Here is a 13,318-nt window from a genome sequence, read left to right as displayed (position 1 = left end):
GTCGCGGCCCGACCCTTGCATGGGCAGGCGATGAGCGGGCGAGTGTGCGGGCTGGCGGCAACAGGTGATTGAGGCGAAGAGGAAACAGGCGATGAGCGCGATCTTCCAACACGGACAGCAGACGGTTTCGGCAGCGGCGATCGACGCTGCGACGAAAACGATTGCCACCGTGACGAAAGATCCCAAAGCGACGCGCGTGCCCGTCCTGCGCGATCCCGGCCTGCCCCAAGCCCAAGGCCTCTATGATCCGGCCAATGAGAAGGATGCCTGCGGCGTCGGTTTCATCGCCGACATGAAGAACCGCAAGAGCCACAAGATCATCAGCCAGGCGCTGCAGATCCTGCACAATCTCGACCATCGCGGCGCCGTCGGCGCCGATCCGAAGGCGGGTGACGGCTGCGGCATGCTGGTGCAGATCCCGCACGACTTCTTCGCCGCCGAATGTGCCAATCTCGGCTTCGAGCTGCCGGCGCCCGGCGATTACGCCGTCGGCTTCTTCTTCCTGCCGCGCAACGAGGAAGGCCGCGTGCATGCCATGCGCGTGGTCGAGAAGGTCGTGGCCGAGGAAGGCGAGGTGTTCCTGGGCTGGCGTGCCGTGCCCGTGGACAATTCGGGCCTGGGCGAGAGCGTGCTGCCGACCGAGCCGATCCACATGCAGGCCTTCATCGGCCGCTCGCCGGCCACGCCCGACCAGGACGAATTCGAGCGCCGTCTCTTCATCATCCGCAAGGTGATCTCCAACGTCATCTACAATGATGTGGAGCGTCGGCCGGTGACGGCGGGCTTCTATCCCGTCTCGGTGTCGAGCCGCACCATCACCTATAAGGGCATGCTGCTCGCCACCCAGCTCGGCGACTATTTCAAGGACCTCACCGACGAGCGCTTCCAGAGCGCCATTGCCTTGGTGCATCAGCGATTCTCGACCAACACCTTCCCGAGCTGGACGCTGGCCCATCCCTACCGGATGGTCGCGCATAACGGCGAAATCAACACGCTGCGCGGTAACGTCAATTGGATGGCGGCGCGCCAGGCCTCGGTCGACTCCGAGCTGTTCGGTAACGACATCTCCAAGCTCTGGCCGATCTCCTATGAGGGCCAGTCCGACACCGCCTGCTTCGACAACGCGCTCGAATTCCTGGTGCAGGGCGGCTATTCGCTCGCCCACGCCATGATGATGCTGATCCCCGAGGCCTGGGCGGGCAATCCGCTGATGTCCGAGGACCGGCGTGCCTTCTACGAATATCACGCCGCGCTGATGGAGCCCTGGGACGGGCCGGCCGCCGTGGTCTTCACCGATGGCCGCCAGATCGGCGCTACGCTCGACCGCAACGGCCTCAGGCCTGCCCGCTATCTCGTCACCAAGGACGGGCTGGTGGTGCTCGCTTCCGAATTCGGCGTGCTGCCGATTCCTGAGGCCGACATCGTCGAAAAATGGCGCCTGCAGCCCGGCAAGATGCTGCTGATCGACCTGGAGGAAGGCCGCATCGTCTCCGACGACGAGATGAAGGCCTCGCTCGCCACGGCCAACCCCTATCGCGACTGGCTCAAGCGCACCCAGATCGTGCTGGAGGATCTGCGCCCGGTGGAGGCGCGCGCCTCGCGCACCGACGTGTCGCTGCTCGATCGCCAGCAGGTCTTCGGCTACACCCAGGAAGACATCAAGCTGCTGCTGCCGCCGATGGCGACCACCGGCCAGGAGGCCGTGGGCTCGATGGGCACGGATACGCCGATCTCGGCGCTCTCCGACAAGTCGAAGCTGCTCTACACCTATTTCAAGCAGAACTTCGCCCAGGTCACCAACCCGCCGATCGACCCGATCCGCGAGGAGCTGGTGATGAGCCTGGTGTCCTTCATCGGCCCGCGCCCGAACATCCTCGACCTCGAAGGCACCTCGCGCAAGAAGCGCCTGGAAGTGCGCCAGCCCATCCTCACCAATGAGGATCTGGAGAAGATCCGCTGCATTGGCCATGTCGAGGAGCGCTTCGACACCAAGACGCTCGACATGACCTATCCGGCCATCCAGGGCGCCGAAGGCATGCGCGGTTCGCTCGAGCGGTTGTGCGAGCGCGCCGAGGCGGCGGTGCATGGTGGCTACAACATCATCATCCTCTCCGACCGCCAGACCGGCCCGGACCGCATCCCGATCCCGGCTCTGCTGGCGACGGCGGCCGTGCACCATCACCTCATCCGCAAGGGACTGCGCACCGCGGCGGGCCTGGTGGTGGAGACCGGCGAAGCGCGCGAGATCCATCATTTCTGCTGCCTCGCCGGCTATGGCGCCGAGGCGATCAACCCCTATCTCGCCTTCGAGACGCTGGCCACGTTGCATGCCCAGCTCGAATTCCCCGAGGAAGTCGACGAATACGAGGTGGTCAAGCGCTACATCAAGTCGATCGGCAAGGGCGTGCTGAAGGTGATGTCCAAGATGGGCATCTCGACCTACCAGTCCTACTGCGGCGCGCAGATCTTCGACGCCATCGGCCTCTCCTCGGGCTTCGTCAACGAGTTCTTCTTCGGCACCGCCACCATGATCGAGGGCGTCGGCCTCGATGAGGTCGCGGCCGAGGCCGTGTCACGTCACAAGGACGCCTTCTCGGATGCGCCGATCTATCGCAGCGCCCTCGATGTCGGCGGCGAATATGCCTACCGCATCCGCGGCGAGGACCATGTCTGGACGCCGGACAGCGTTGCGACGCTGCAACATGCCGTGCGTGCCAATGCGCAGGACCGCTATCGCGACTTCGCCAATGCGGTGAACCTGCAGAACGGCCAGCTCCAGACCATCCGCGGCCTGTTCCGCATCAAGGCGGCTAGCGAGCGCGGCATGGCGCCGGTGCCCCTGGCCGAGGTCGAGCCCGCTAGCGAACTGGTGAAGCGTTTCGCCACCGGCGCGATGTCCTTCGGCTCGATCTCGCGCGAAGCTCATGAATCGCTGGCCATCGCCATGAACGCCATCGGCGGCAAGTCCAACACCGGCGAGGGCGGCGAGGAAGCCGAGCGCTTCAAGATCCTGCCGGACGGACGCTCCAAGCGTTCGGCCATCAAGCAGGTTGCCTCCGGCCGCTTCGGCGTCACCGCCGAATATCTCGTCAATGCCGACATGATGCAGATCAAGGTCGCGCAGGGCGCCAAGCCCGGCGAGGGCGGCCAGCTGCCGGGCCACAAGGTCGATGCCGTCATCGCCAAGGTGCGCCATTCGACCCCCGGCGTCGGCCTGATCTCGCCGCCGCCGCATCACGACATCTATTCGATCGAGGACCTGGCGCAGCTGATCTTCGATCTGAAGAACGTCAACCCGGCGGCGGATGTTTCGGTCAAGCTGGTCTCGGAAGTCGGCGTCGGCACCGTTGCCGCCGGCGTCGCCAAGGCGCGTGCCGACCACATCACCATCTCCGGCTTCGAAGGGGGCACGGGCGCTTCGCCGCTGACCTCGATCAAGCATGCCGGCAGCCCGTGGGAAACGGGCCTCGCCGAGACCCAGCAGACGCTGGTGCTCAACCGGCTGCGCTCGCGTGTGCGGCTGCAGGTCGATGGCGGGCTCAAGACCGGCCGCGACGTCGTCATCGGCGCGCTGCTCGGCGCCGACGAGTTCGGCTTCTCCACTGCGCCGCTGATTGCGGCCGGCTGCATCATGATGCGCAAATGCCACCTCAACACCTGTCCGGTGGGCGTGGCGACGCAGGACCCCGTGCTGCGCAAGCGCTTCAAGGGCACGCCCGAGCACATCATCAACTACTTCTTCTTCGTCGCCGAGGAAGTGCGCGAATTGATGGCCGAGCTCGGCTTCCGCAAGCTCGACGAGCTGATCGGCCGCTCCGACCTGCTCGACAAGCAGGACGCGATCGACCACTGGAAGGCCAAGGGACTCGACTTCACCAAGCTCTTCCACAAGGTGGACATGCCGGCCAATGTCGGCATCCGCCACGAGGAGAAGCAGAAGCATCCGATCGACAGCGTGCTCGACCGCGGCTTCATCGCCGAGGCAGCGCCGGCGCTCGACTATGGCCGCGAGGTCACCATCGAGGGCAGGATCTCCAATGTCGACCGTACGGCGGGCGCCATGCTCTCGGGCGAGGTCGCCATGCGCTACGGCTATGAGGGCCTGCCCGACGGCACCATCAAGGTGAACCTGACGGGCACCGCCGGCCAGAGCTTCGGCTCCTTCCTGGCGGCAGGCATCGACCTCACGCTGGTGGGCCAGGCCAACGACTATGTCGGCAAGGGCCTGTCGGGCGGGCGCATCATCATCAAGCCGAGCGAAGAAACGCAGGCCGTGCCGGAGAAGTCGATCATCGTCGGCAACACCGTGCTCTACGGCGCCATCGCGGGCGAGTGCTATTTCCGCGGCGTGGCGGGCGAGCGCTTCGCGGTGCGCAATTCGGGCGCCGCGGCGGTGGTCGAGGGCACCGGCGACCATGGCTGCGAATATATGACCGGCGGCGTGGTGGTGGTGCTCGGCCAGACGGGCCGCAACTTCGCGGCCGGCATGTCCGGCGGCGTCGCCTATGTCTATGACGAGGACCAGAGCTTCGCCAAACGCTGCAACCTCTCCATGGTCGACCTCGAACCGGTGGAAGAGGAAGAGGATCTGATGGAGCGCCTGCACCATCATGGTGGCGACCTCGAGTTCAAGGGCCGCATCGACGTCTCCGGCGACATGGGCCGCTATGACGAGGAGCGCCTGCGCAAGATGATCGAGAACCACCTGCATTACACGGGCTCGACGCTTGCCAAGACCATGCTGGACGATTGGGCCACCTATCGCACCCGCTTCGTCAAGGTGATGCCGGTCGAATATCGCCGCGCCCTGCGCGAGATGGAAAAAGCCCGCACCATGATGGCGGCGGAGTGATTTCAGCATCGTCGCGGATGCTGGGATCCGCGGCATGAATCTTTTGACACGGCCCCGGATGGCGCGGCGCGCGTCCGGTTCGACCGGAGGACTCAACATGGGCAAGGCAACAGGATTTCTCGAGATCGATCGGCAGGACCAGAAGTATCTTCCGGCCGCCGACCGCATCCGTCACTACCGCGAATTCACCCTTCCGCTCGACGACAAGGATGTCGGCAAGCAGGCGGCGCGCTGCATGGATTGCGGCGTGCCTTACTGCCATGGCCCGACGGGCTGCCCGGTGAACAACCAGATCCCGGACTGGAACGATCTCGTCTATCACGACGACTGGGAGGAGGCGGCGCGCAACCTGCACACCACCAACAACTTCCCGGAATTCACCGGCCGCATCTGCCCGGCCCCCTGCGAGGAAGCCTGCACGCTCAACCTCGAGGACGTGCCTGTCACCATCAAGACCATCGAGCAGTCGATCGCCGACAAGGCGTGGGCCATGGGCTGGATCCAGCCCGAGATCGCCAAGGTTAAGACCGGCAAGAAGGTCGCTGTTGTCGGCTCGGGCCCTGCCGGCCTGGCTGCCGCCCAGCAGCTCGCCCGTGCCGGCCATGACGTGCATGTCTATGAGCGCGAACCCGCCGCCGGCGGCCTGCTGCGCTATGGCATCCCCGACTTCAAGATGGAGAAGCACCACATCGAGCGCCGCGTGCGCCAGATGGAGGCCGAGGGCGTCGCCTTCCACTATGGCGTCAATATCGGCGTATCAATGAGTTTCGCCGATCTCAAATCCGGCCATGACGCCGTGCTGCTGGCAGGGGGCGCCGAGACCCCGCGTGACCCGACCTTGCCGGGCGCCGAGCTCGAAGGCGTGCATTTCGCCATGCCCTATCTGGTGCAGAGCAACCGTCGCGTCGGCGGCGAGGACATTTCCAAGGAAGAACCCCTCCTGACCACCGGCAAGCATGTCGTGGTGATCGGCGGCGGCGACACGGCCTCGGACTGCGTCGGCACCTCCTTCCGCCAGGGGGCAATCTCGGTGACGCAGCTCGACATCCGGCCGCGTCCGCCGGAGAAGGAAGACAAGCTGGCGATCTGGCCCTATTGGCCGACCAAGATGCGGACTTCTTCCTCGCAGGCCGAAGGCGCCGAGCGTGAATTCCAGGCGGTGACGCTCGGCATCGTCGGCAAGAACGGTCGCGTCACCGGCGTCAAGATCGCCCGTGCCGACGAGAAGCGCCGGCCGATCGAGGGCACCGAGACCGTGCTCAGGGCCGACATGGTCTTCATCGCCCTCGGCTTCACCGGCCCCGTCAAGGTGGGCATGATCGACCAGTCGGGCGTCGAGCTCGACAAGCGTGGCAATGTGTCGGCCACCGACCGGGACTATCGCACCTCGATGGACAAGGTCTACGCCGCCGGCGACATGCGCCGCGGCCAGTCGCTGGTGGTCTGGGCCATCCGCGAGGGTCGCCAGGCCGCCCGCGCCATCGACGAGGCGCTGATGGGTGCGACGACGCTGCCGCGCTGAGCGGCGGTTTTCGGTGTGCCGGTCTTCAGACCGGCACACCTTTCCATCACCGATTTTGACGCCAGCATTCAAAGTGATGATGGATGCGGGTCGGTGCTTGCCTGGATGGGAGGAGCGGGCGTAGCAAGGCAAAACCCGAGGTTTCCGCCATGCTCTCCCTCACCACTGTTCTCGCCTTCACCGCTATCGCCGTCGGCATGGTGCTGACGCCCGGCCCCAACATGGCCTATCTGGTTTCGCGCTCGATCTGCCAGGGGCGCCTCGCCGGGCTGATCTCGCTGATCGGCGTCGTCACCGGCTTCGTGATCTACATGCTGTTGGCGGCCTTCGGCATCACCGCCCTGCTGTTCGCGGTGCCCTATGCCTATGACGCTCTGCGCATTGCCGGCGCGGCCTATCTCGCCTGGATGGCCTGGCAGGCCCTGAAGCCCGGCGGCCGCTCACCCTTCGAAGTGCGTGCGCTCAAGCCCGATTCGGTGCGGCGTCTCTATGGAATGGGCCTGTTCACCAGCCTGCTCAATCCCAAGATCGCGGCGCTCTATCTCTCGCTGTTGCCGCAATTCGTCGACCATTCCGGCACGGTGCTCGCGCAGACCCTGCAACTCGGCCTCATCCAGATCCTGGTCAGCGCCTTCTTCAATGCCTGCTTCGTCGTGATGGCGGGCACGATTTCGGCGTTTCTCGCCGGCCGCCCGCTGTGGACGACGGTGCAGCGCTGGCTGATGGGTACGGTGCTGATGGGCCTCGCGGCCCGCATGGCGCTCGACACCGCACGGCGGTGAAAACAAAGCGCTTCCTTCAGGGCATGGCCTGCGCCGGCCAGCGAAAATCGTCGGCGCGGCCTTCGCGTGGCGGCAGGCTTTCGCCCTGCCCAAGCACCTTGGCGACGCTGGGGTCGGCGCTGCCCGGTCTGGGGGTGCCGCCGCCGAGCAGCTGGCCGCCGGGCGCGGTCTCATAGGCATCGAGTGGCAGGACCGGTCCATATTCGGGCTTTTCAGCCGGTGAATCGCCTGGAGTCTCGGAGGTCGGCTCGGCGACCGGGGCCGTCGCAACCATCGGCGCCGGCGGTGCTTCGCCGAGCAGGCGCCTCAGATCGCTCTCGAGGAAATGCGCCGCCAGCTTGGCGCCTTCATCGGAGAAATGTACGCCATCGGCCTTGCGCAGGCGCGCTGGCTGACCGTCGAGCCCGGTGCCGCTGGCGGCATAGGAACCGTCCGAATTGACGAAGCCGTCCCAGATGTCGACATAGATGCCGCCCGCCACGGTAACCTGGCTGCGATAGAGGCTGTTGAAACGCACCATGGCGGCGCTGAGGGCGTCGCTGCGCATCGGCGGCAGGCCAACCCAGAAGATCTTGACGCCGCGGGCTTTCAGGGGCGCGATCAACGCGTCGATGCGCTTGCGATAGGCCGCCTCCCACTCGTCCGATTGCGGTTCGAGGCGGGTGCCGTTCTCCCGGATGGTCTGGCGGTCGTTGGAGCCGATCAGGATTACCACGGCATCGATCTGGGCGTTGGCGGCGAGGAGATCGGCGACGCCCTTGTTCCAGTCGTAGAAATCGTTGCGCACCAGGCCGCTATCGGCCTTGGTATTGCGGATGATGGCGATATCCGGCCGATCGTCCAGGACGTCGGTCAGCCCGGCTGCGAGCTGGTCCGCCATGGAATCGCCGATGACATGCACGAAGGAGGAGGGCGGCACGGCCGGTGCCGGCGCGACCTTCGCCGGCTTGGGCATGGCGAAGGGAGAGGCACGGACCTTGGTGCGCCGGACCGGTGCCGGCCGGGCGTTCTGCTGGCGCACCTTGTTCTGCATCTCCCGATATTGGCGCAGGGCCTCGCCCGGCGTGTCGCCCCCGCTGTCACGCGCCATGATAGGTCGTTGCGACAGCACGACAGCCGCCAGCACGAACAGGACGATCAGGAGGAGGCGCTGCTTCAAGGCCGGTCTCCGTTTTCGCGGGGATGAAGCGCTCTCGATCAGACTAGCACGCCTCAGGGCGTGGCGCTCAATTTCTGCAACACGGCCGGGGTGGGATAGCCGTCCGCCACCAGTCCCGCCTTGGCCTGCCAGGTGCGCAGGGCCGCCCGGGCCGCCGGGCCGATCTTGCCGTCGATCGTCTCGATCGGATAGCCGAGCGCTTTCAGCTTCTTCTGCATCGCCGTGATCTGGGCACGGTTGAGCGTGGTCTCCTGCGCCGGCCAGCGCCCCTTCAGCGAGGCAATGCCGCGGATGCGGTCGGCAAGCAGGCCGACCGACAGCGTGTAGGAATCGGAGATATTGTAGGTCTTGATCGCCCAGTAGTTCTGGAAGGTCAGGAAGGCCGGCCCCTTGGCGCCCGCCGGCAGGAACAGCCAGGCCTTGTCGCCGTCCGGCAGTGGCTTGCCGTCTACCCTGGCGACGCCGAGCTTGGCCCAGGCGCCGGAGGGGCCACCGTCACGGGCATTGATGGCGGTGAAATCGAATTTCGCCGGCAGCTTGACCTCATAGCCCCAGCGCTTGCCGCCATCCCAGTCGTGCAGCTTGAGGTAGTTGGCGATCGAGCCGATCACGTCGGGCTCCTCGTTCCAGATGTCGCGCTTGCCGTCGCCATCCATGTCGACGGCATATTTCAGGAAGCTGGAGGGCATGAACTGCACCTGGCCCAGCGCGCCGGCCCAAGAGCCGGTCATGCCGCGCGGCGTGATGTCGTGCTCCTGCAGGATCTTGAGGGCATCGATCAGTTCGTCGCGGAAGAGCTCGGGGCGCTTGGTCGTGCAGCAGGCCAAGGTGGTGAGCGAACGGACGATGTCGGAATTGCCCGGCGAGGCGCCGTAATTGCTCTCCAGTGACCAGATGGCGAGGATGACATAGCGGTCGACGCCATAGCGCTCCTCGGCCTTGTCGAGCCAGGATTTCCAGCGCTGCGCCATCGCCTTGCCCTGGGCGATGCGGTCCGCGCTCAGGCGGGTCTCGACATAGGCGCGGATGGTCTGGTTGAATTCGGGTTGGGTGCCCGCGAGCGAGACGACCTTGGGATCGACGCCGAGCCCGGCAAAGGCGGCATCGAAGGTCTCGCGGGAAATGCCCGCCTTCTCGGCCCGCGGCCATAGCGCAGTGACGAAGTTCAGATAGCTGTCGGCGCGGGCAGGCGAGGTCAGGCCGAGGACCATCAGGCCGAGGATCGCGAGCCCCTGTATGGATCCGAGCCGCATCGTGCGCGCGATGGTGTTAGAAGGCGTGCATGACATGGGCGCGTTCCCGAATCCTGATTCTCTTTACCGATTCTGTGATAAACACCGCCGCGAAACAAATCGTGACGAGGCAGGTTTGAAACAAGGTGATGGCCAAAGTGATCGCACGCTGAAGGCGGCGCAGCAATCGGCCCTGCGCACCATCGCGACCGAAAGGGCCGGCCTCGAGGCGCTGGCAGAGGCGATCGAAGGCGATCTCGGCCCCGTGTTCAGCGCCTGCATCGAGCGCTTTTCCGGCCTCAAGGGCCGCGTCATCGTCACCGGCATGGGCAAATCGGGGCATATCGGCAAGAAGATCGCGGCGACCTTCGCCTCGACCGGTACACCGGCCTTCTTCGTGCATCCGAGCGAGGCCAGCCATGGCGATCTCGGTATGATCACCGCCGATGACGCCGTCATCGCCCTGTCCTGGTCGGGCGAGACGCGCGAACTCGGCGACATCATCGACTACGCCACCCGGTTCAACGTGCCGCTGGTGGCGGTGACCTCGGTGGCGAGCTCCACCCTGGCCAAGGCGGCGGACCTGCCCTTGGTCCTGCCCCAGGCCAGAGAAGCCTGCCCGAACGGCCAGGCGCCGACAACCTCCTCCCTGATGATCCTGGCGCTCGGCGATGCCCTGGCCATGGCCATGCTGGAGTCGCGCGGTTTCACCGCCGCCGATTTCCGTGTCTTCCATCCCGGCGGCAAGCTCGGCGCCTCGCTGAAATTCGTGCGCGACGTCATGCGTACCGGCGATGCGGTGCCGCTGGTCACCGAGGGCACGCTGATGTCGCAAGCCATCCTGGTGATGTCGAAGAAGGGGGTCGGCAGCGTCGGCGTCCTCGACGCGTCGGGCATGCTGGTCGGCATCGCCACCGATGGCGATCTGAGGCGCCACATGAGCGATGATCTGATGACGCGGCGGGTCGATGACATCATGACGCGTACGCCCAAGGTCATCCGCCCTGACGCCCTGGTCAGCGAAGCCATGGAGGTGATGGATACCAGGCGCATCGCCGTGCTGTTCGCCGTGGAAGGTGGGCGGCCCGTGGGGGTGGTCCATATGCTCGACCTGTTGAATATCGGCGTCGTGTGAGCAATGCCCCGCCCCTGCGCCTGACGATCGAAAACCTCGCCTGTGAGCGGGGGGGCCGGCTCGTATTCGAAGGGGTCGGCTTTTCCGCCGGTGCCGGCGACCTCGTTGCCGTGACGGGCCGCAACGGCGCCGGCAAATCCAGCCTGCTCAGGGTGATCGCCGGTCTGGTGCCGCGCAGGGATGGGGCGATACGCTTGGACGGCGGCGATGCCGAGAAGACGCCCGCCGAGCACATGCATTATTGCGGCCATGCCGATGCCCTGAAACCCTCGCTCAGCGTGCGCGAGAATCTGGGCTTCTGGCGCGCCTATTACGGCGATGCCTATCTGCCGATCGAGGATGCGCTCGATCTCTTCGCCATCGAGCATCTCATCGACCTGCCGGCGGCCTATCTGTCGGCCGGCCAGAAGCGCCGGCTCTCGCTGTGCCGGCTGCTGGTGTCCCGGCGGCCGGTCTGGCTCCTGGACGAGCCGACATCGGCGCTCGATACCGCCACCCAGGCTCGTCTTGCCGAGCTGATGGGCGAGCATCTCGCCGGCGGCGGGCTGATCCTGGCCGCCACCCATGGCGACCTCGGACTGGCGCCGAGCCTCACCCTCACAATCGGTGCGGCATGAGCATCTTCCGAAAAGTGGGCACCGGTTTTCGGAGGAAGCGATGCGACAACAGAAACTTGAAGCATCGCACTCGATTCCGAAATCAGGTCCGATGCTGATGAGTGCGCTCGCAGCCCTGTTCATGCGCGAGCTGCGGCTAGCCGTCAGGGCCGGCGGCGGGGCGCCCGTCGGCGTCATCTTCTTCCTGGCGGTGGTGACGGTCATTCCCTTCGGCGTCGGCCCGGATCTCAACCTGCTCACCCGCATCGGCCCGGCCGTGCTCTGGCTCGGCGCCCTGCTGGCGACGCTGCTCGGCCTCGACCGCCTGTTCCAGGCCGACCTCGACGACGGCTCGCTCGACCTCATTCATCTCGGGGGCCCGCCTCTCGAACTGGCGGTGGCGGTGAAGGCGCTGGCGCATTGGGTGACGACCGGCCTGCCTTTGGTGATCGCCACGCCGCTGCTCGGCCTGTTCGTCAACCTGCCCGGCAAGGGGTTGGCAGCCGTGACGCTGACCCTGCTGGCGGGTACGCCGGCCCTGACCTTCCTCGGCGCCATCGGCGCGGCGCTGACCGTGGCGCTCCGGCGCGGCGGCATGCTGATCTCCATCCTGATCCTGCCGCTCACCATTCCCGTGCTGATCTTCGGGGTGGCGGCCGCGACCGCCGCGATCACCGGCCCGATGCCCTTCCTGCCGCCCTTCCTGCTGCTCTGCGCCATGACGTTGTTCTCCATCGTGCTCGGCACGGTGGCGGCGGCTTGGGCCCTGCGCTTCGGGCTGGAATAGCCTCGGATTCTCTGCCTCGCGTGGTCTCGATCGTCATTGCGAGCGCCGCGAAGCAATCCAGGCATTGGAAGGCGGCGTTTGAATTTCTGGATTGCTTCGCGGCGCTCGCAATGACGGATGCGCGATTCAAAGTCTACCGTATCAGGACCTCGCGCTTGAGCAGGGCCTCGAGCCAGTCCGCGAACAGCTGCACCCGGCGTGAGAAATGCCGACGATGGGGGAAGAGCAGCGTCATCGGCATGGAGGCGGCGCGATAGTCCGGCATGACCTCGACGAGTTCGCCGGCCGCCATGTGACTCTTGACGTCGTAGGCCGGGATCTGGATCAGGCCGAAACCAGCCAGGCAGCAAGCGATATAGGCCTCCGCGCCGTTGACGACCACACGGCTGCGCACCGAACGCGTCTGGATCCCGCCATGGCCTACCCATTCCCAGGGCTCGACCCGGCCCGTGCTGGGGGAGGCGTAGTTCACGGCCAGATGTTCGTCGAGATCGTCGGGACTGCGGGGCACGCCGTAGCGCTCGAGATAGTCAGGGCTCGCCACATTGATCAGGGCCAGTTCACCGATGGAACGGGCGATCAGGCCCGAATCGCTGAGCGGGCCGACGCGCAGCACGCAGTCGAGGCTGTCTTCGACCAGGTCGACGGTGCGGTCCGTCACGCCAAGGTCGACGTCGATCTCGGGATAGAGGTCGAGAAATTCGGCCAGGGCTGGCGCCACGATCAGCCGGCCGATGCGACCGGGCAGATCGACACGCAGGCGGCCTGCCGGGCCGGTGGCGGCTTGCCGGAACAGGCTTTCGGTCTCCTCGAAATCGCTGAGAAGGCGCAGGCAGCGCTCATAGAGGGCGAGGCCGTCCTGCGTGGGGGAGACCTTGCGGGTGGTTCGATGCAGCAGGCGCGCGCCCATGCGCGCCTCCAGATCCTTGATGGCGGCCGAGACCGAGGGGCGTGGCAGCCCCAGCGTGTTGGCGGCACGCGTGAAACTCGAACTGTCGACGACGCGAACGAAGATGCGGAAGAGATCGATGCGGTCCACGGCCTACTACCAGATTGGTATTAGATTGTAACATGTCATGTTCAAATGGATAGCTTTATATCGAAATCCAAGACGATAAGCTGACCTCCAACAAAGCTTCACTCGTGAAAAGGAGGTCCAGCATGGCCGATCACAGCATCAAGGGAAAAGTGGCGCTGATTGCCGGCGGCGGCAAGAATCTGGGCGGGTTGCTCGCTCGCGACCTGGCGGCGCA

9 protein-coding genes and 1 pseudogene are annotated in these 13,318 nt (G+C 65.8%); 7 read left to right on the top strand and 3 right to left on the bottom strand.

Annotated features, from left to right (window positions below; genetic code table 11):
• Window positions 1–91: 91 nt before the first annotated feature.
• The 3 genes from gltB to BA190_RS19455 all read left to right on the top strand — a co-directional run bounded on the left by gltB (window position 92) and on the right by BA190_RS19455 (window position 7,156).
• Window positions 92–4,852: a glutamate synthase large subunit gene (gene gltB / locus BA190_RS19465; RefSeq protein WP_082979878.1), complete on the top strand. Its 4,761-nt coding sequence runs from the start codon at window positions 92–94 to the stop codon at window positions 4,850–4,852.
• Window positions 4,853–4,949: 97 nt separating this feature from the next.
• Window positions 4,950–6,374, top strand: a complete 1,425-nt coding sequence (locus BA190_RS19460) for a glutamate synthase subunit beta (RefSeq protein ID WP_068291016.1) — start codon at window positions 4,950–4,952, stop codon at window positions 6,372–6,374.
• 149 nt (window positions 6,375–6,523) lie between these two features.
• Window positions 6,524–7,156 carry a LysE family translocator gene (locus BA190_RS19455; protein ID WP_068291014.1) on the top strand — a complete coding sequence of 211 codons (633 nt, stop codon included), beginning with the start codon at window positions 6,524–6,526 and terminating at the stop codon, window positions 7,154–7,156.
• Window positions 7,157–7,172: 16 nt separating this feature from the next.
• Here the strand turns inward: BA190_RS19455 and BA190_RS19450 are convergent, their stop codons facing one another.
• Window positions 7,173–8,315, bottom strand: coding sequence for an SGNH family hydrolase (locus BA190_RS19450; protein ID WP_082979877.1), 1,143 nt, complete (start codon window positions 8,313–8,315; stop codon window positions 7,173–7,175).
• A gap of 53 nt (window positions 8,316–8,368) precedes the next feature.
• On the bottom strand, window positions 8,369–9,604 hold the full coding sequence (locus BA190_RS19445) for a lytic murein transglycosylase (RefSeq protein WP_082979876.1): 1,236 nt from the start codon (window positions 9,602–9,604) through the stop codon (window positions 8,369–8,371).
• Between the two features lie 79 nt (window positions 9,605–9,683).
• On the opposite strand from BA190_RS19445, the gene BA190_RS19440 reads away from it, so the two are divergent.
• The 3 genes from BA190_RS19440 to ccmB all read left to right on the top strand — a co-directional run bounded on the left by BA190_RS19440 (window position 9,684) and on the right by ccmB (window position 12,065).
• Window positions 9,684–10,682, top strand: a complete 999-nt coding sequence (locus BA190_RS19440) for an SIS domain-containing protein (protein WP_068291013.1) — start codon at window positions 9,684–9,686, stop codon at window positions 10,680–10,682.
• 14 nt (window positions 10,683–10,696) lie between these two features.
• Window positions 10,697–11,299: a heme ABC exporter ATP-binding protein CcmA gene (ccmA, locus tag BA190_RS19435; RefSeq protein WP_068291252.1), complete on the top strand. Its 603-nt coding sequence runs from the start codon at window positions 10,697–10,699 to the stop codon at window positions 11,297–11,299.
• A gap of 97 nt (window positions 11,300–11,396) precedes the next feature.
• Complete coding sequence (ccmB, locus tag BA190_RS19430; protein WP_068291249.1) at window positions 11,397–12,065, top strand: heme exporter protein CcmB; 669 nt, start codon at window positions 11,397–11,399, stop codon at window positions 12,063–12,065.
• Window positions 12,066–12,198: 133 nt separating this feature from the next.
• On the opposite strand, the gene BA190_RS19425 is transcribed toward ccmB, so the two are convergent.
• Window positions 12,199–13,104, bottom strand: coding sequence for a LysR family transcriptional regulator (locus tag BA190_RS19425; protein WP_068291011.1), 906 nt, complete (start codon window positions 13,102–13,104; stop codon window positions 12,199–12,201).
• A gap of 122 nt (window positions 13,105–13,226) precedes the next feature.
• Between BA190_RS19425 and BA190_RS36025 the strand changes: the two are divergent.
• Window positions 13,227–13,318, top strand: a pseudogene (locus BA190_RS36025) (short-chain dehydrogenase); the annotation flags it as partial.

Origin of the sequence: Labrys sp. WJW, assembly GCF_001676615.1 — a bacterium.
In the GTDB taxonomy this organism is placed as follows: Bacteria; Pseudomonadota; Alphaproteobacteria; order Rhizobiales; family Labraceae; genus Labrys; species Labrys sedimenti.
This window is presented reverse-complemented; position numbering and strand designations above follow the sequence as displayed.

What these genes read in the sequence shown, in the direction of transcription:
- gltB (WP_082979878.1), top strand. Translation starts at nt 92, where the DNA reads ATGAGCGCGATCTTCCAACACGGACAGCAGACGGTTTCGGCAGCGGCG.
- BA190_RS19460 (WP_068291016.1), top strand. Translation starts at nt 4,950, where the DNA reads ATGGGCAAGGCAACAGGATTTCTCGAGATCGATCGGCAGGACCAGAAG.
- BA190_RS19455 (WP_068291014.1), top strand. Translation starts at nt 6,524, where the DNA reads ATGCTCTCCCTCACCACTGTTCTCGCCTTCACCGCTATCGCCGTCGGC.
- BA190_RS19445 (WP_082979876.1), bottom strand. Translation starts at nt 9,604, where the DNA reads ATGTCATGCACGCCTTCTAACACCATCGCGCGCACGATGCGGCTCGGA.
- ccmB (WP_068291249.1), top strand. Translation starts at nt 11,397, where the DNA reads ATGAGTGCGCTCGCAGCCCTGTTCATGCGCGAGCTGCGGCTAGCCGTC.